The sequence below is a fragment of the Halomonas campaniensis genome (assembly GCF_002211105.1).
In the GTDB taxonomy this organism is placed as follows: Bacteria; Pseudomonadota; Gammaproteobacteria; order Pseudomonadales; family Halomonadaceae; genus Vreelandella; species Vreelandella campaniensis_A.
This window is the reverse complement of record NZ_JPUA01000037.1, coordinates 1-17,590: the sequence shown is the minus strand read 5'-3', so window position 1 is coordinate 17,590 and position 17,590 is coordinate 1. Positions and strand designations below refer to the sequence as shown.

General features: G+C 56.7%; 14 protein-coding genes. 9 read left to right on the top strand and 5 right to left on the bottom strand.

Going from position 1 to position 17,590, the window contains the following annotated elements:
* Together JI62_RS17360 and JI62_RS17355 are read left to right on the top strand one after the other, a co-directional pair.
* The gene (locus JI62_RS17360; protein ID WP_088701383.1) at nucleotides 1-1,077 is read left to right on the top strand and encodes an ABC transporter permease; all 1,077 of its coding nucleotides are present in this window, start codon (nucleotides 1-3) and stop codon (nucleotides 1,075-1,077) included.
* Nucleotides 1,070-2,653, top strand: coding sequence for an ABC transporter ATP-binding protein (locus JI62_RS17355; RefSeq protein ID WP_088701382.1), 1,584 nt, complete (start codon nucleotides 1,070-1,072; stop codon nucleotides 2,651-2,653). Before JI62_RS17360 ends, JI62_RS17355 begins: the two co-directional genes overlap by 8 nt.
* A gap of 174 nt (nucleotides 2,654-2,827) precedes the next feature.
* On the opposite strand, the gene JI62_RS17350 is transcribed toward JI62_RS17355, so the two are convergent.
* The gene (locus JI62_RS17350) at nucleotides 2,828-3,532 is read right to left on the bottom strand and encodes a pseudouridine synthase (protein WP_088701742.1); all 705 of its coding nucleotides are present in this window, start codon (nucleotides 3,530-3,532) and stop codon (nucleotides 2,828-2,830) included.
* Nucleotides 3,533-3,534: 2 nt separating this feature from the next.
* Nucleotides 3,535-4,347, bottom strand: a complete 813-nt coding sequence (locus tag JI62_RS17345; RefSeq protein ID WP_088701381.1) for an amidohydrolase — start codon at nucleotides 4,345-4,347, stop codon at nucleotides 3,535-3,537.
* A gap of 72 nt (nucleotides 4,348-4,419) precedes the next feature.
* Here JI62_RS17345 and rarD point away from each other — a divergent pair, with 72 nt between their 5' ends.
* Complete coding sequence (rarD, locus tag JI62_RS17340) at nucleotides 4,420-5,328, top strand: EamA family transporter RarD (RefSeq protein ID WP_088701380.1); 909 nt, start codon at nucleotides 4,420-4,422, stop codon at nucleotides 5,326-5,328.
* On the opposite strand, the gene JI62_RS17335 is transcribed toward rarD, so the two are convergent.
* Nucleotides 5,299-6,966, bottom strand: coding sequence for a methyl-accepting chemotaxis protein (locus tag JI62_RS17335; RefSeq protein WP_088701379.1), 1,668 nt, complete (start codon nucleotides 6,964-6,966; stop codon nucleotides 5,299-5,301). The two genes, rarD and JI62_RS17335, sit on opposite strands and share 30 nt — an antisense overlap.
* A gap of 246 nt (nucleotides 6,967-7,212) precedes the next feature.
* Between JI62_RS17335 and JI62_RS17330 the strand changes: the two genes are divergently transcribed.
* The 6 genes from JI62_RS17330 (at nucleotide 7,213) to JI62_RS17305 (ending at nucleotide 16,187) form a co-directional block, all read left to right on the top strand.
* Nucleotides 7,213-8,913 carry a SulP family inorganic anion transporter gene (locus JI62_RS17330; RefSeq protein ID WP_088701378.1) on the top strand — a complete coding sequence of 567 codons (1,701 nt, stop codon included), beginning with the start codon at nucleotides 7,213-7,215 and terminating at the stop codon, nucleotides 8,911-8,913.
* A gap of 238 nt (nucleotides 8,914-9,151) precedes the next feature.
* The gene (locus JI62_RS17325) at nucleotides 9,152-10,312 is read left to right on the top strand and encodes a TAXI family TRAP transporter solute-binding subunit (protein WP_088701377.1); all 1,161 of its coding nucleotides are present in this window, start codon (nucleotides 9,152-9,154) and stop codon (nucleotides 10,310-10,312) included.
* Between the two features lie 51 nt (nucleotides 10,313-10,363).
* A complete protein-coding gene (locus JI62_RS17320) occupies nucleotides 10,364-12,373 on the top strand; it encodes a TRAP transporter permease (protein ID WP_088701376.1) in 2,010 nt (669 codons plus the stop codon).
* 60 nt (nucleotides 12,374-12,433) lie between these two features.
* Complete coding sequence (locus JI62_RS17315) at nucleotides 12,434-13,864, top strand: enoyl-CoA hydratase/isomerase family protein (RefSeq protein WP_088701375.1); 1,431 nt, start codon at nucleotides 12,434-12,436, stop codon at nucleotides 13,862-13,864.
* A gap of 3 nt (nucleotides 13,865-13,867) precedes the next feature.
* Nucleotides 13,868-15,061: an acyl-CoA dehydrogenase family protein gene (locus JI62_RS17310; protein ID WP_088701374.1), complete on the top strand. Its 1,194-nt coding sequence runs from the start codon at nucleotides 13,868-13,870 to the stop codon at nucleotides 15,059-15,061.
* Between the two features lie 7 nt (nucleotides 15,062-15,068).
* A complete protein-coding gene (locus JI62_RS17305; RefSeq protein WP_088701373.1) occupies nucleotides 15,069-16,187 on the top strand; it encodes an acyl-CoA dehydrogenase family protein in 1,119 nt (372 codons plus the stop codon).
* A 16-nt stretch (nucleotides 16,188-16,203) separates the two neighbouring features.
* On the opposite strand, the gene JI62_RS17300 is transcribed toward JI62_RS17305, so the two are convergent.
* Together JI62_RS17300 and JI62_RS17295 are read right to left on the bottom strand one after the other, a co-directional pair.
* Nucleotides 16,204-17,163: an NAD(P)H-dependent flavin oxidoreductase gene (locus JI62_RS17300; RefSeq protein WP_088701372.1), complete on the bottom strand. Its 960-nt coding sequence runs from the start codon at nucleotides 17,161-17,163 to the stop codon at nucleotides 16,204-16,206.
* A gap of 81 nt (nucleotides 17,164-17,244) precedes the next feature.
* Nucleotides 17,245-17,590, bottom strand: a 346-nt coding sequence (locus tag JI62_RS17295) for an FAD-binding protein (protein ID WP_205737548.1), incomplete at its 5' end; no start/stop codon positions are given.

Sequence of the window (17,590 nt, the reverse complement as noted above, 5' to 3'; positions counted from 1 at the left end):
ATGGCCTCTTTATCATCACGTTTATCACCGATCACTCGCCGTCGACTGGCGGCTTTCAAAGCCAATCGCCGTGCCCGGGTGTCACTCTGGCTATTTGCCACGCTGTTTATCCTCAGCCTGTTTGCCGAGCTAATAGCCAACGACAAACCGATCATCATGCAGTACGACGGTCAGTGGTACTTTCCCATGCTGGTGGACTACCCAGAAACAGAGTTTGACGGTTTTCTACCCACCCGAACGGACTATCTGGATCCCTTTGTTCAGCAACAAATTGATGATCACGGCTGGGCGCTATGGCCCATCGTTCCGTTTTCATACCAGACCCTGGATATGAATATGACCCGCCCCTCTCCAGCACCGCCAGATAGCCGCCACTGGCTGGGCACCGATGACCAGGGCCGGGATGTGACCGCACGGGTGATTTATGGCTTTCGACTCTCGGTAGCCTTTGCCCTGGTACTCACTGCAGGATCGTTAGTCGTCGGTGTGGTGGTGGGCGGTGTACAGGGCTACTTTGGCGGAAAAGTTGATTTAATCGGTCAGCGCTTCACTGAAATTTGGTCCGGCTTACCGGTGCTGTTCCTGCTGATTATTTTGGCCAGCTTTGTACAACCGGGTTTTTGGTGGTTGCTGGGGATTATGCTGCTCTTTTCATGGCTGGGCCTGGTCGACATCGTACGTGCCGAGTTCCTCCGTGCGCGCAATCTGGAGTATGTGCGCGCGGCCAAAGCCATGGGGCTGCCGTCACGCCTGATCATGTGGCGTCACGTGCTACCCAATGCCATGGTCGCCACGCTGACATTTATTCCTTTTCTATTTACCGGCGCTATTGGCACCTTGACTGCTCTTGATTTTCTCGGCTTCGGCCTGCCGCCGGGTGCTCCCTCGCTGGGTGAGCTTGCCGCCCAAGGCAAAAACAATCTGCACGCCCCTTGGCTGGGCATCACGGCGTTTATGACCCTGGCCATCATGCTGTCACTGCTGGTATTTATCGGTGAGGGCTTGCGTGACGCCTTTGATCCCCGCCACGTACAACAGCGCCAAGCAGGCCCAGCCCAGGAGAGTCAGCATGCCTAATCCCCTGCTGCGCATTGAACATCTTGATGTCACCTTTGATAACACCCCGGTGGTTCACTCACTCTCACTCACCCTCCAAGCAGGTGAAACCCTCGCCATTGTCGGCGAGTCCGGCTCGGGTAAATCGGTATCGGCGCTGGGCATGGTGAACCTGCTGCCCAGTAATGCCAGCGTTAAAGGTGAACGCTGGCTGGGTGATACCAATCTGGCTAATTTAACGGAAAGTGAGTGGAACGCTATACGCGGTAATCGAGTCGGTTTTATCTTTCAAGAACCGATGACCTCCCTCAACCCACTGCATCGCGTGGGTAAGCAGATCGGCGAAGCGCTCCGCCTTCATCAGGGGCTGCGTGGCGAGGCCGCCCGCCAACGCAGCAAAGCGCTATTGGAGCAGGTGAAGTTGCCGCGACCCGATGAGCTGCTGGATGCCTGGCCTCACCAGCTCTCGGGTGGGCAGCGCCAGCGGGTCATGATTGCCATGGCGATCGCCAACAATCCCTCACTACTCATTGCCGATGAGCCCACCACTGCACTGGACGTCACGGTACAGCAAGAGATTCTGGCTCTACTGCGTGAACTGCGCGATCACCATGGCATGGGGATGCTGTTTATCAGCCACGACTTGAACCTGGTGCGCCGTTATGCGGATCGTATCTGCGTCATGTACCAGGGCCGCATTCAGGAGATCGGCCCGGTGGAGCAGGTCTTTCAACATCCGCAGAGCGATTACACGAAGGCGCTGCTAGCCGCAGAGCCGGAAGGGAGGCCCCAGGATATTGAGCAAAAAGCGCCGCTACTGACAGCACGTCAGTTGAGCGTCAGTTTCAAGCGGCCTAAAACCAGCTTATTCAAGCGCCAGCCGCCCGCTTTCGTGGCGCTTCAACCTACTGATTTCCACATTGCACCGGGAGAAACCCTGGGCATTGTGGGTGAGTCCGGCTCGGGTAAAACCACGCTAGCGTCGGCTGTCATGCGGCTGGTCACCAGTCAAGGCGATGTGACGCTGGGCAGTGATAAACTCAGCGCCCTAACCGGCGATGCGTTACGCCGTCACCGGCATCGCCTACAGATGGTATTTCAAGACCCTTATGGCGCCCTTTCACCCCGCATGCCGGTGTTTGATATCGTCAGCGAGGGCTTGCGCTTTCACTACCCCCATCTCACCACTGAAGAAGTCGCCCAGCGGGTCAAACAAACGCTGCACGAAGTAGGTTTGCCCGAGAGCTGTGCCGCGCGCTACCCACATGAGTTCTCCGGCGGTCAGCGCCAGCGCATTGCTGTAGCAAGAGCGATAATATTAGAACCAGAACTGCTGGTGCTGGATGAGCCAACCTCGGCGTTAGATCGCACCGTCCAGAAACAGCTGGTCGCCCTGTTGCGCGATCTACAGGTGCGCCGCCAGCTGAGTTATCTGTTTATTAGCCATGACCTAGCCGTGGTCCGCGCCATGGCCCATCGTATTATTGTGCTCAAGGATGGCGAAGTGGTCGAACAGGGCCCCTGCCTGGAGGTTCTTTCAGCGCCACAGCACGCCTACACCCAAGCACTGATTGCCGCTGCGCACTTAACCTCTTAAAAAGCCGTATGCTGCTAACTGCTCTGGCGGAAGGCAGCTGGTAACTCTTTTTTTTCTGTGAGCACTCAAGTTTAGCAATAGGTTGAGTCAATCCGTAAGATAACGGTATAAAATCGAAGCAAAAATAGAGCCGCTTGCCATAGTAGGAAGCGGCTAAAGCGTTAAACCATTGACTCAGAAAAGCGCGATTTCATTGGCGGTTAATTCACGCCACTCACCGGGCGCCAGGTTGGCATCCAAGGCTAAGTCCCCGATGGAGCTGCGGTGCAGCGAATTCACATGGTTACCCAAGGCAGCAAACATTCGCTTCACCTGATGGTATCGCCCTTCAGTAATGGTCAACTCCGCTTGGTTGGGCGATAAAAACCGCAACATTGCGGGCTGCGTCGGCGTCTCTTCCCCATCCAGCATAATGCCCTCGGCCACTTGGCCAATCGCCCACTCGGCGGCGGCACCTTCGACAGGCTCCGCGAGTTCAGCGATATACACTTTGGCGCAGCGATGGCGCGGCGAGGTGACACGATGCGACCACTGGCCATCATCGGTTAACAGCAGCAGCCCCGTGGTATCCACATCCAACCGCCCTACCGGCTGTAACCGATCGGCTTTGGACAGATCTATCAGGTCTATCGCGCGCTGATAGAGTCCTCGGCGGGCATTGCACTCAACGTCGACGGGCTTGTGCAGCATAATGTAGCGCAAGCCAACCAGCGCCAACCGCTCGCCGTTGAGCACCACCACATCGTTATCGGTATCGATCTGGGTCGCCGACTGCTTGATCGGCTCGCCGTTGAGGGTTACCTCACCATTTTTGAGTGCCCGCTTAGCCAGGCTACGGGTTAACGGTGTGGTCTCACTCAAAAAGCGATCAAGGCGCATCATTAACCCACTCCTGGCAGCAGTTGAAAGTGGTCGGCATCTTGCCAGGCAGGAAATTTTTCACGAAAAGCATCAAGGGCAGTTTTATCCAGCGTGCCCGTTTCTATAAACGGGGTATGGGCAGGTTGATCAATGAGCGGTTCGCCTTTGAAGTCGACCAACAGGGAATCGCCACTATAGGCAAGCCCTTTGGCATCTTCTCCAACGCGGTTTACGCCAATGACATAGCTTAGGTTCTCGACCGCACGGGCCTGCAGCAGCGTGCGCCAAGGGTGACGACGGGGTGCTGGCCAGTTGGCGATACACAGCAGCGCATCATACTCGAAATGCTCTCCCTCTGCTGGCTGCTGGCGCATCCACACCGGAAAACGCAGGTCGTAGCAAACGCTCAGCAGCAGCTTGAAGCCGTTAAGCTCTACCACCTTGCGCTCACTGCCCATGCCATAGCGCTCATGCTCGCCTGCCATACGAAATAGATGGCGCTTATCGTAGTGGGTCAACGCCCCCTCCGGCGTTGCCCAAATTAGCCGGTTATAAAACTCGCCACCCTCTTCGATCGCCACGCTGCCGGTCATCACACAGTTGCGTGCCTTCGCTTGGGCCTGTAGCCAGGCAACGCTTTGACTCTCTGCCATTGGCTGGGCCATTTCGCGGGAGTTCATGGTAAAGCCTGTGGCAAACATCTCAGGCAATACAATAAGATCCGTATCGCGGCTATCCAGCTCGCCCAGCAACTGCTCAAGATGGGCGTGGTTGGCCTGGGGGTCTTCCCAGCGCAGATCGCACTGCACTAGCGTGTTCCTAAGTTGACTCACTTAACACCTCCAATTCGTCAGTCTCAAGGCAACGTTTATGCTAGATTAGCATCTTTAAATAATGAGGCTGCTATGCTTCCTACTCCAACACGCGATCCTGCTGCCGTCAAAGGCGTTACGTTTGGGCTGACCGCCTACATCATGTGGGGCTGCTTTCCGCTATTTTTTGCCCTATTCGACGGCGTTCCCGCCTTTGAAATCTTGATTCACCGCATCATTTGGGCGTGTCTGTTTCTGGTTGGTTTGATTACCCTTCTGCGCCGCTGGCCGCCCGTTGTCACTGCATTGGGCGAACCCAAACGGCTTGGTCGGGTGTTGGCCTGCGCGCTACTGATCGGGTTTAACTGGGGTATCTATATTTATGCGGTGGAGTCAAAGCAGGTATTGCAGGCGAGCCTGGGCTACTTCTTAACGCCTTTAGTGAACGTCGCGCTCGGCATGCTGGTACTGCGGGAAGTGATGGCCAAGCTGCAGTTGGTCGCCTTGGGCTTGGCCAGTGTGGCCATTGCAGTGCAGTTCGTGATGCTTGGCGAGCTGCCCTGGATTAGTTTACTACTGGCGTTAAGCTTCGGCAGTTATGGCCTGTTTCGTAAGCAGGTGCCGCTGGACGGTTTATCCGGACTGTTTGTAGAAACCCTGTTGCTATTCCCCCTCGCTCTGATCGCCTTAGCATGGTTAAGCTGGAACGGCAGCTCACACTTTCTACAGGATTCGTCCTCGACTGGCCTGCTGATCGCCAGTGGCGTTTTGACCGCGCTACCGTTAATGGCCTTTGCCGGCGCGGCACGCCGGTTGCGTTTGGCGACCCTGGGCTTTTTGATGTACATCAACCCCAGCATTCAGTTTCTGATTGCCTTAACCGTGTTCGGCGAGCCCCTGGGCGTTATACAGCTGGCAACGTTCGTGCTTATTTGGATCGGGCTCGCGCTTTACTCCTGGTCAGCGTGGCAATCACGCCCGCGCTACGCTGCGACCAGTTAATGCCAACGGCGGTGATCCATTAGCATCGGCAGCAGCTTGAGGCATAGGCGACGACACACTGTCTCGTTCAGGCTGGTAGCCGACCCGGAAGCCGCCCCAATGCTTACCCTGTACATACACCGGGACTGAGAGGTCATGCATGATCTCGCCGGTATCTCTCTTGTAGGTTTGTAGCAGCAGCGGCTTTTCATGAGCACCACAGCGGCTGCCGGTCGGATCATCGAAAATCCGTTTATTGCGACAGAATTTTAAATCGTGGGCGTAGTCACCGGTTGGCGCGAGGCTCACCGCTTTGTTATGGGTCGGTACATAGCCATTACGGTCACAGGCAATGGCATAACTTAAATTCAGCTGAGTGAGTAAAGGCTCCTGCAGTTCGGGCAGATAGCGATCGGTGAAGCTGTCAAAACCGGTTTTATATTGCGGCGGCTGCGTACCGGGAATCTGCTCATAGTGAGGCTGGAACAGATGGGTGCCTGAAAGCTCGCCGCTGGCAATCGCCTTCTCCAGCAGCTTACCCAACTTGTCGGCGGTTGATCGTGCAGCGTGGAACACCTGCTGGTGGCGTCCCTCTAAATGCTGCTGCGCCAGTTCACCGTCGACGCCTTCCGCCGCCTCCATCAATGCGCGGGCCTGTTCGGCCAAATCGTGCATATTGCGGTTGCCTTCATCTACATCGTCTTCTAGTTGGCTCAGGCTGTCCGCCACGGTTTGGCTATGCTGGCGAGTATTCTCCATTGCGTCGGCAACCCGGGTGATTTCGCTCTGCACCTGGTCGAACTCTTGGGTCATTGTACCCAGACTATTTCCTACTCCCTGCAAGCCTTTTGAACGCTCGCTAACCCGGGTCATTAGATCGCCAATGGTATCGACCACCGTTTGGCCACTTACATGCATATCTTTGACTAGTTCATCGACACTCTGCGTGGCTGTGGAGGTTTTCAGCGCAAGGTTGCGTACTTCGCCAGCGACCACCGCAAACCCTCTGCCGTGTTCACCTGCGCGCGCCGCCTCGATAGACGCATTGAGCGAAAGTAGATGCGTTTGCTCGGCGATATCCTCAATCATGGAGGTGACGCTGCGCACACGCTCAATTTTATCGTTCAGCGCTGTGAGCATTTCCAGCGCTTGGTTGGAGCGTTCAGCAACGTCGCTCATGTCCTGGATAATATCGTCCAGCTCTGCATGGTTGTGATGACTGGCTTCCCGGGCGCTCTCTGCCAGCGCCGCCACTTGGCTGGCGCTGGCACTCACCTGCATAATGGCTGCATTAATGGCCGTCATACTCGATGAAGCTTCACGGGCCATGGTCTCTTGTTTGGTTAGACGCTGATCCATCAGGTCGGCGTAGTGCGACACTTCTGCCGAGGCAATCGCAGTGCTGCTGGCGCGGTTCATCAACCGGTAGGCCATGGCACGTAGCGAACGGTAATCGCGTAGCGGTTTAAAACCACGCTGACGCTGCTCAAGGCGACGCTGGTCGGCTCGGTACACACCTTCCAGCGCATTGAGTAGCACAGCGCCACCCCCCAGTGCGGAAAAAAAGAGCGCCAAATAACACCAGTGGCCACCTTGTGCAGCAAGCCCTATAGACAGCGCTACGAATAGCACCGGAACAAACAGTCGCAGTAAGCGCATGAGCAGTACTCTGTTATTGACATTATTGAGTATCGAAACCCCTATTAGCGGGGGGCTTAACTCCTCTTTGCGGCTAAGCTTAGCGTGTTACGCTGATGAAAGAAGTAGCACTTTGGGGGAAGACCGAAGGCCTATAAGCGCTTGGCCATCATTAGGTTAGCGCAGTGCAAATGAATATAAGCACTGCAATAAATAGGAATATCCCTTACTCTCTCTATTCTGCCATTTCTACAACACATGGAATCCATGCTAAAGCGCTATTTGCCGATCCTGACTTGGCTACCCCACTACCATAAACGCCTATTGGGGGCCGATCTTTTGGCGGGCTTGATTGTCACCGTGATGGTCATTCCCCAATCGCTGGCCTATGCGCTGCTGGCCGGGCTACCCGCGGTGGTGGGCCTCTACGCCAGTATACTGCCTCAACTGTTCTATACCCTGTTTGGTACCAGCAAAACCCTCGCGGTCGGGCCGGTGGCAATTATCGCGCTGATGACCGGTGCCGCGCTCTCCTCAGTAGCAGCCACGGGCACGGAGACCTATTTACAGGCAGCGCTGATCCTGTCACTACTTTCCGGTGGCATGCTGGTCGTGATGGGGCTGCTGAAAATGGGCTTTTTCAGCAATTTCCTGAGCCACCCGGTTATCTCAGGCTTCTTGACGGCATCGGGCATTTTGATCGCCGCTAGCCAACTTGGCAGTTTGTTAGGGGTTGAGAGCAGTGGCTTTACCTTGGTAGAGCGCTTTATCACGCTGGTACCCAATTTAGACACCTTTAACGTAGCCACTTTACTGATCGGCGGTGGAACCCTACTGTTTTTAATCGCTATGCGCCGCTATGGTAAAGCCACCCTGATCAGGATGGGCCTGCCAAGCACCCTGGCGGACTTGATCGCTAAAGCGGGGCCGGTGTTTGCCGTCGTAATTACCACCCTGGTGACCTGGCATTGGCAGTTGGCCGATAGAGGCGTCGACGTGGTGGGGCAAATTCCTGGGGGGTTACCCGCGTTTAGTTTTCCCTGGGCTGACTACTCGCTATGGCGGGCACTGTTAATCCCAGCGCTACTGATTAGCCTGGTCGGCTTTGTGGAGTCGGTTTCCATGGGCCAGATGCTGGCCGCTAAGCGGCGCCAGCGCATCTCTCCCAATCAGGAACTTGTGGGCCTGGGTGCCAGTAATTTAGCCGCCGGACTTTCCAGCGGCATGCCGGTAACCGGGGGGTTGTCCCGCACCGTTATTAACTACGATGCAGGGGCACAAACACCTGCGGCTGGTGCCTTTGCGGCACTAGGTATTGCGCTGGTCACCCTGTCATTTACCGGTTGGCTCTACTATCTGCCCATCGCCACTCTGGCCGCGACGATTACCGTTTCGATTTTGACGCTGGTAGACATTCCCATGCTGCGCCAAACCTGGCGCTACTCCCGCAGCGACTTTGCCGCCATGGCGGTGACGATTCTACTCACGCTTTGCGAAGGCGTTGAAGCCGGCATCATCAGCGGAGTGACGCTCTCTATTGCGCTATTTCTGTACCGCACCAGCCGCCCCCATAGCGCCTTGGTGGGTCGCGTGCCCGGTACCGAACACTTTAGAAACACCACCCGCCACGATGTCGAAACGGTCAATACCGTTGCCCTGCTGCGCATCGATGAAAGCCTCTATTTTGCCAATGCCCGCTATTTGGAAGACACCGTTTATAACCTGGTGGCGAGTCACCCCGAACTTGAGCACGTTGTGCTGATCTGTTCGGCGGTTAACCTGATAGATGCCTCGGCGCTTGAGAGCCTGGATGCGATCAACGCCCGTTTAAAAGACTCCGATGTAAAACTGCATTTATCCGAGGTCAAAGGCCCGGTGATGGATCAGCTTAAGAAGAGTGACTTTCTGGATGCGCTTACCGGGCGGGTATTTCTAAGCACCTACGCTGCTTGGCGTGAGTTTTCTTAACTGTATTGCTCTCGCTACCGCTCTGAAAAACCAGGCTTTTGTCTGGTTTTTTTATGCCTGTTGTTAACCAACGGGCACCGCTGCTAACAACAGCATTGACAGCCACCCAGCGGCTTCTCTACTATCACTCGACCATTTAGCAAAATACAATACCGCATAGCAAAACACCCTCAATCAAATAACCAGCAACTAAACGTCACCATCAACGTCACTACAACCACAATAAAGGAGCATCCCAATGCGCCCCTTCGCTCAACGCCTACTTATTGCCGCCTTACCTTTATCGCTACTCGGCGCAGCAGTCAGCCATGCCAACGAAATTGAACTGCCCGGCACCATGGCCTGGACAGCCTATGGCACCAACTCAAGTGGTTATGCCCAAGCCGTCGCCATCGGCAATATGCTGCAGAACAAATACAATTCGTCTGTACGTATTCTGCCAGGTGATAACGATGTATCACGCATGACGCCACTCAAGCAGGGCCGCGTTGACCTTTGCGCCTGCGGGATCGCCAGCTACTACGGCGCGGAAGGTGTAATGATGTTTGCCGACCGTGACTGGGGCCCTCAGCCACTACGCGTGATTACCACTTCCACCGCCTCTTTTGGCCTCTCCCTGGCAGTCGCGGGCGACTTGGACGTTGAAACGCCCGCTGACTTGGCGGGCAAACGCATCGCCTATATCCGCGGCGACGATGCGCTCAATAAAGGCACAGAGGCGTACCTCGCCTTCGGCGGTTTAACCTGGGATGACGTAGAGCGAGTTGATTACCCCGGCTACGGCCGCTCGTTCGACGGCATTATCGCTGGCGATGTGGATGCCTCCTTCACCACAACGGTGACCCCGCCCGCCCAGCAGTTGGCCAGTAGCCCCCGCGGCATTAGCTGGCCGGTGCTTGACCCCAACGACGAAGCCGGCTGGGAGCGTATGGCTGCGGTGGCGCCCTACTTCCGCCCTCACGAAGTCACTTCCGGGGCAGGCGGCATCAGCGCCGAAAACCCGGTGCCCAGCGCTAGCTACCCTTATCCTATTGTTGTGGCCAACCAAGACCTGGACGACAACGTGGCTTATGGCCTGATCAAAGCCATGCAGGAAAATTTTGACGACTATAAAGATAACGCCCCTGGGGCGCTTGGCTACGCCTTGGAACAGCAAGACCTTCAGTGGGTAGTGCCGTTCCACGATGCGGTCGTGGAGTACTACAAAGAGATCGACGTATGGACTGATGAAATGCAGGCTCATCAGGACAAGCTCGTTGAACGCCAGAACGTGCTGTTAACCGCCTGGGAAGACTTTATGCAAGACGCCCCCAGTAATGATGAGACCTTTACTGCCGACTGGATGGAAGCCCGTGCCGCCGCGCTTAGCGATGCCGGTTTCGAGCCGATCTTTGAGTGATACACCACGGGGCGGTACTTGCCGCCCCCTGCTGATTGACGGATGCCTCCCATGACCTCAGATACCTCACCTGCCAATCATCAGCAGGTTAAAGAAAAGATCAGCCAAATTCGTCAGCTTCCCCCTGCGCTGCGCTGGATACCCGCCACGGTTACCGTCATTTTGATGGCGATGACCCTGGATTATCTGTTTAACCTTGGCTTACTGACGTTCGTTACGGGTCTGGAGACGCAGTTCTACTACGCCGTTGTGGCGCTGCTGCTACCGCTGGTGTTTTTGCTTTGGCCCATGCGCAGTCGCCAACAAGAGCAGCCCATTCCCTGGTATGACTACACGCTGAGCGCCATCACACTTATCGTTGGCGGCTATTTTGTTTACAACGCTGTGCCCATTTTGGAGCGCGGCTGGGCTTTTTCTGCGCCTCAAATCGCTATTTATGCCAGCTATGCCTACTGGCTGCTGATTATCGAAGCAGCACGCCGGGCGGGTGGTTTACCCATTGCGATTATTGCCGGGGTATTCTCGCTCTATCCGCTGGTGGCCGATATCGTCCCCGGCCCTATCCAGGCGTTTCCTTCCACCCTTGAACAAACCGCCATGTACCACACCATGAGCACCGAAAGCATCATGGGGGTGCCGCTGCAGGCATTCGCGGGCCTGGTGATTGGCTTTTTGGTGTTTGGTGTCGTGCTGCAGAAAAGCGGCGGCGGTAAGTTTTTTATTAATCTGGCCTTTGCGCTGCTGGGCCATGTACGGGGCGGTCCCGCTAAGGTGTCGATTTTTTCCAGCGGCCTGATGGGCTCCATGAGCGGCAGCGTGATCAGTAACGTACTCACCACCGGCGTGCTGTCGATTCCCGCCATGCGTCGTATCGGCATGAGCCGCTCCTTTGCCGGTGGTGTAGAAGCCTGCGCCTCAACCGGCGGTGTATTGATGCCCCCTGTTATGGGTGCTACTGCTTTTGTCATGGCGATGTTTCTGGACATCCCCTACTCCGCTGTGGCGCTGGCCGCCGCCATTCCTTCGATTCTGTATTTCCTGGGTCTGTTTATTCAGATTGATGCCTACGCTGCCCGCCACGATATTAAAGGCCTACCCGCCGTTGAGCTGCCTTCGCTTTGGCAAACCCTCAAAGAGGGGTGGTACTTTATTTTTGTCTTCGCGTTATTAGTCTGGATGCTGCTGATTATGCAGCGCGAAGCCGTAGCGCCGTTTTACGCCACCGCGCTGCTGTTAGTGCTCAACCAGCTTTCCAAGCATAACCGCTGGGGCTGGAAAGACGTGGCCGATACGCTGTCGTCTGCCGCCAAGCTATTTGCCGAGCTCATCGCTATTTTGGCCGGCGTGGGCATGCTGGTCGGTGCGCTTTCGATGACCGGTCTTTCTGGCACCATCGCTAACGACTTTATCAATATTGCCGGCGGCAGCGTGCCGCTCCTGCTGATTATGGGCGCCGTGACCAGTTTCGTGCTCGGCATTGGCATGACCGTGACTGCCGCCTATATTTTCCTCGCCGTTGCGCTAGCTCCCGCGCTGATTCAAGGCGGAGGGCTGGATCCCATGGCGGTGCATATGTTCATCCTTTACTGGGGCATGCTGAGTTTCATTACTCCGCCGGTCGCACTCGGTGCCTTTGCCGCCGCCACCGTGGCCGGTGCCCGGCCCATGGAAACGGGTCTGCAGGCCATGCGCCTGGGTAGCGTGATCTACTTTATCCCCTTCCTCTTTGTGCTTAATCCGGCGTTGATTATGCAGGGCGCACCGCTGGTGATCGTGGCCGTGTTTATCCAGGCCGTGCTCGGCATCATTCTGTTTGCCTCCGCCATGCAAGGCTACTTGATGGGCGTTGGGCGACTGGGCTATGGCGCGCTGCAGGAGATCATTATTCGCGCCCTGGTACTGGTCGCGGGACTATTACTGGCACTGCCTGGCGGTGGAATGATCCCCCTTAGCCAGTGGGAACTGATCGGCCTTGCGCTTGCTGCACTAGTGCCCGGCGTGTTGATGGCGCGCTTAAGCCAGCGCCACCATCGGCGTACGCAAAGCGCCTCTGCTGCGTAACAGATAGAGCGCCAGGGTTATTTTTTAATTCATTATCATGCGAAATACGAGAGCCTAACTATGTCCGTTCACTACCAGCGCCACGGTGATATAGGCGTTATCCAAATTGCTAACCCGCCGGTTAATGCCCTGGGTCAGGGCGTGCGCAGCGGCTTAGTCAACGCGCTCAAAGAGGGTATTGCCGACACAGATGCGAAAGCGCTGGTCGTGCTGGCCGATGGCCGCACGTTTATTGCCGGGGCGGATATACGTGAGTTTGGCAAGCCGCCCCAAGCTCCCCTCCTGCCCGATGTGATTACCCACCTGGAAGCCTGCCCAAAACCGCTGATCGCCGCCCTGCACGGCACGGCCCTGGGCGGCGGTTTGGAAGTAGCACTCGGTTGCCACTACCGAATCGCGCTGGCAGGAACCCGCGTAGGGCTACCAGAGGTAAAGCTTGGCCTACTGCCTGGCGCCGGTGGCACACAACGTTTGCCACGCTTAGTTGGCGTTGAGCGGGCGTTAGAGATGATTACCAGCGGTCGCTTTGTGGAGGCTGAAGAAGCGCTTGAGGCGGGCATCATCGACGCCATTAGCGACGCCAAAACGCCTCTTGAAGCGGGTTTAGCCGCCGCCCAGGAAGTGCTGGCAGACGCCCAAACGCCCCGTATCACCGGCCAACTTCCTGCCCCGGCGGCGGATTCCCAGGCCATCACTAAAACGTTGGAACATCTTAACCAGCAATCTCCCGAGTTGTTTTCACCGTTTCGCATTGTCGAAGCGATTCAGGCCTGCGTGGATGCCGAGTCACTTGAGGCCGGATTGCGCCGCGAGCGAGAGCTGTTTCTAGCCTGTATGGACTCCCCCCAGCGCGCCGGGCTTATTCATCTCTTTTTTGCCGCACGCAGCCCGCACCTGGTGCCCGATGTTGAGAAAGCCAGTGCTTTTAAACACGTTGCACTGATTGGTGAGCATCCGCTCTTTGTACGCCTTCAAAAAGCCGCGCAAAAGGCGGGTATTAGCTTAACCAGCGCACCCGACGAGGCCACCGAACTTTGCCTACTAGCGCCCAATGCCCCCAGAGATTCGGGCAAGGCGCGCCCGGTTATCGCACTGGAAGAGATTGGCGCCGGCAGCGACAGCGCCAGTTCCAAAGATAGTGCGCTAAGCCTGATCATTGCTGAAAACGGCCATATCGCTGAGCTAATCAACGTAAGCGCAGAACCACTTATTCAGCAGCGAGCCGCACTGACGCTTAAAGCGCTGCGTCTAAACATCGTGGTCAGCCAGCAAAAAAGCATGCTTCGTGCGATGCATGCTGCCACTCAGCAAGCCCCGACCAGTGAAAGGCAGTCAGCGCTTGAACAGCTGAGTGTCAATATGGCGAAACAGGGCTTCTGCTACCGGGAAAGTGACCTCGATTTGCTCGCAGTGGAAGCGTTTGGCTATCCACGTCACCTAGGAGGGCCACACCGCCAGGCCACGCTCTCAACTGCAGCTAAGGATGTATAGCCCATGAACCTCACCTTTAGCCCCGAAGAGCAGGCATTTCGCGAACAGGTACGCCGCTTTCTAGCCGATGCACTGCCCAGCGATATTAGCGAACGCGTACGCCAAGGACGCCACCTGCGTGCAGATGATCACCTGCGCTGGCAGAGCATCCTCAGCGAACAGGGCTGGCTAGCCTCTAACTGGCCAAAAGAGTTTGGCGGCCCAGGCTGGGGGCCGGTACAGCGGCATATTTTCGACGAAGAGTGTGCCGCAGCCCATGCGCCTACGGTCGTTCCCTTCGGCGTTAATATGGTGGCCCCCGTCATCATGAAATTCGGCAGTGTCGAGCAGCAACAGCACTACCTGCCGCGCATTTTGAGCAATCAGGATTGGTGGTGCCAAGGCTACTCAGAGCCCGGCGCTGGGTCTGATTTAGCAGGTCTAAATACCCGCGCCGTTCGCGATGGCGACCACTATATCGTCAATGGTCAGAAAACCTGGACCACCCTGGGCCAGCACGCCAACATGCTGTTCTGCCTGGTACGCACCGACCCAGCCGCCAAGAAGCAGGCGGGCATCAGCTTTCTGTTGATTGATATGCAGACACCGGGTATCACCGTACGGCCAATTATTACCCTTGATGGTGCCCACGAAGTTAACGAAATCTTTTTAGATAACGTGCGCGTACCCGTAGAGAACCGGGTCGGTGAAGAGGGCCAGGGCTGGACATGCGCTAAGTTTCTGCTCACCCATGAGCGTACCGGGATTGCCGGACTTGGTCACGCCAAGCAGGCGCTGCGCCACTTGAAGTCCCTGGCGAGCCGGATTCAACATCGCGGTAAACCGCTGCTGGAGCTACCCAGCTTCCGTCAGCGGGTGGTGAAAGCGGAACTCGAACTAATGGCGCTGGAAGTGACCAACCTGCGCGTGATTGCCGCTGCCCGAGATGGCGGTGTACCCGGCGCAGAGAGCTCGCTACTGAAAGTACGTGGCTCGGAGCTTCGCCAGGAGCTAAGCGAGCTTACCCGACGCGCCCTGGGCCCTGCTGCGCTGCCGTTCTTTCCCGACTTCCTGCATGGCGACGACAGCCTGGATGATGAGCGTGCCCAAAGTGCGGCAGCCAGCGCCCAGTACTTCAACCGTCGCAAGCTGTCGATTTATGGCGGCGCCAATGAAATACAAAAAAGTATCGTCGCCAAAACCATTCTAAATATGTGAGGTCACCATGGATTTTGCTTTAACCGACGAGCAGCGCATGCTCGAAGAGACGCTCACCCGTTTGGTGGCCGACCAGGTTTCCGCCGAGCAGCGCCGCGCTATGCTGGCCGCTGCTCCAAACCGCGCTTCTGCACTATGGCGCACCTTTGCCGAGCTGGGTTTGCTGCATATGCCCTTCAGCGAAGACGTGGGCGGGCTAGGGGGCGATGGCACCGACCTGATGATTATTATGCAGGCTTTGGGCCGCGGCTTAGTGCCCGAGCCCTATCTGGCTGGCCTAGTGCTGCCCGGCCAACTGCTGGCCGTTACCGCCAACAGCGAACAGCAAACCCGATGGCTAGCCCCACTACTTGAAGGTGAGCATCAGTTGGCGCTTGCCTGGCAGGAGATTGGCGCCCGTTACGACGCCTTTACGGTAGCTACCCAGGCTACCCAGCAAGACGACCAATGGCAGCTAACCGGCAGAAAAGACGTGGTACTGAACCTTGAAGCCGCTGCGGGTACGCTGGTCAGCGCCCGATTAGCTAACGGCAAGCTAGGGTTGTTTATTGTGCCCGCTGATGCCCCGGGCACAGCTACCCACCTCTACCGCACTATCGACGATCAGCCCGCCGGTGATCTGACCCTGGAGAGCGTCACGCTGCCGTTAACCAACTGCCTGAGTGAAGATGTTAGCTATGTACTAGCAGAGGTGCTGGCCGTTGGCCGGGCAGCGCTCTGCGCCCAAGCCATCGGTGCAATGGAGGAGGCCTGCGACCAAACGCTCGCTTATTTAAAAGAGCGCAAGCAGTTTGGCGTACCGCTTTCCACCTTTCAGGCGCTTCAGCACCGTATGGTAGATATGCACCTGCACCTGGAGCAGTCCCGCTCCATGGCAATTTTAGCCGCCACTAGCCTCGCACTCCCTGCCAGCGAACGGGATTACAAAATTGCCGCGGCCAAAGCCTACTGTGGCGAGTCGGCTCGCTTTATTGCCGAACAGGCGATCCAGCTGCATGGGGCGATGGGTATGACCGAAGAGTGCTATGTCGCGAACTACGCTAAGCATCTGGTAATGTTCGATCACTACCTGGGAGACAGCGACTATCATCTCGAAACGGTCAGCGAGCTGTTAACTGTTGCCTGAGAGCGGCGGCATTTCGTTAAAGTCGCCGAAATTGATCCAGCGCTTTTTGATAATCTGCACTCAGCGTGGCCACTTCTTCGGCCACGCTGTGCATAGATCTTATGCCACCGACGCCCTGCCCCGCACCCCAGATATCCCGCCACGCTTTTGCCTTACTGCTCCCCCCTGAACCATAGCGCATAGCGGTTTTATCGCCTTCAGGTAGCGCATCAGGATCTAATCCTGCCTGTTCGATACTTTGCCGTAGATAGTTACCGTGCACGCCGGTAAACAGGTTGGTATAGACAATGTCGCCTGCCGCTGCGTCGAGCACCATCTGTTTATAGTCCGCTTGGGCGTTTGCCTCTTGGGTGGCAATGAAACGCGTGCCCATATACACCAACTCTACTCCCAGCGCCTGGGCGGCAACGATCTGTTCGCCTTTGCTAATCGCCCCCGCCAGCACTAACGGGCCGTCGTAAAAGCGACGCACCTCCGCCACAAACGCAAAGGGATTTAACCGCCCGGCATGCCCGCCCGCACCGTGGCAGACTAGTATCAGCCCGTCGACCCCCGCCTCAATCGCTTTCTTGGCATGTCGCAACGTGGTCACATCATGAAACACCAGCCCGCCATAGGCGTGCACCTTTTCCACCACTTGATTAGGCGCGTGCAGACTGGTAATCACCAGCGGCACCTTGAACTCGGCGCATAGCGCGACATCGTGTTCTAGGCGATCATTGGTGGGGTGCACGATTTGGTTGACCGCAAAGGGTGCTGAGGGTTGTTCGGGGTGCTGCGCATCATAGTCGGCCAGGGTTTGAGTGATCTGCTGTAACCACTCACGTAATACGTCAGCAGGTCGGGCGTTGAGCGCGGGGAAAGCACCCAGAATGCCCGCTTGGCACTGGGCAATCACCAGCTCAGGCCCGGAGACGATAAACATGGGTGAACCGATCACCGGCAGGGTTAATGAAGCGGTTAGGCGCGTTAGCATGGGCAACTCGCTGGTTGTTATTGTGAGGTAATCTGCAAAAGGCCCCGATTGGGGCCTTCCGTGAACTGCTTTTAGATGCGCTTACACCTTGCTCTCAAGCTCCGGCAGGATCTCAAACAGATCGCCCACCAGGCCGTAATCCGCCACCTGGAAAATCGGTGCTTCGTCGTCTTTATTGATCGCGACGATCACTTTGGAGTCTTTCATGCCCGCCAGATGCTGGATGGCACCGGAAATGCCCACGGCGATATACAGATCCGGCGCGACGATCTTGCCGGTCTGGCCGACCTGCATATCGTTGGGCACAAAGCCTGCGTCTACCGCGGCACGGGAAGCACCGATGGCAGCCCCCAGCTTGTCGGCAATGCCGTCGAGCAGCTTGAAGTTTTCGCCGTTGCCCATCCCGCGGCCGCCGGAGATCACCACC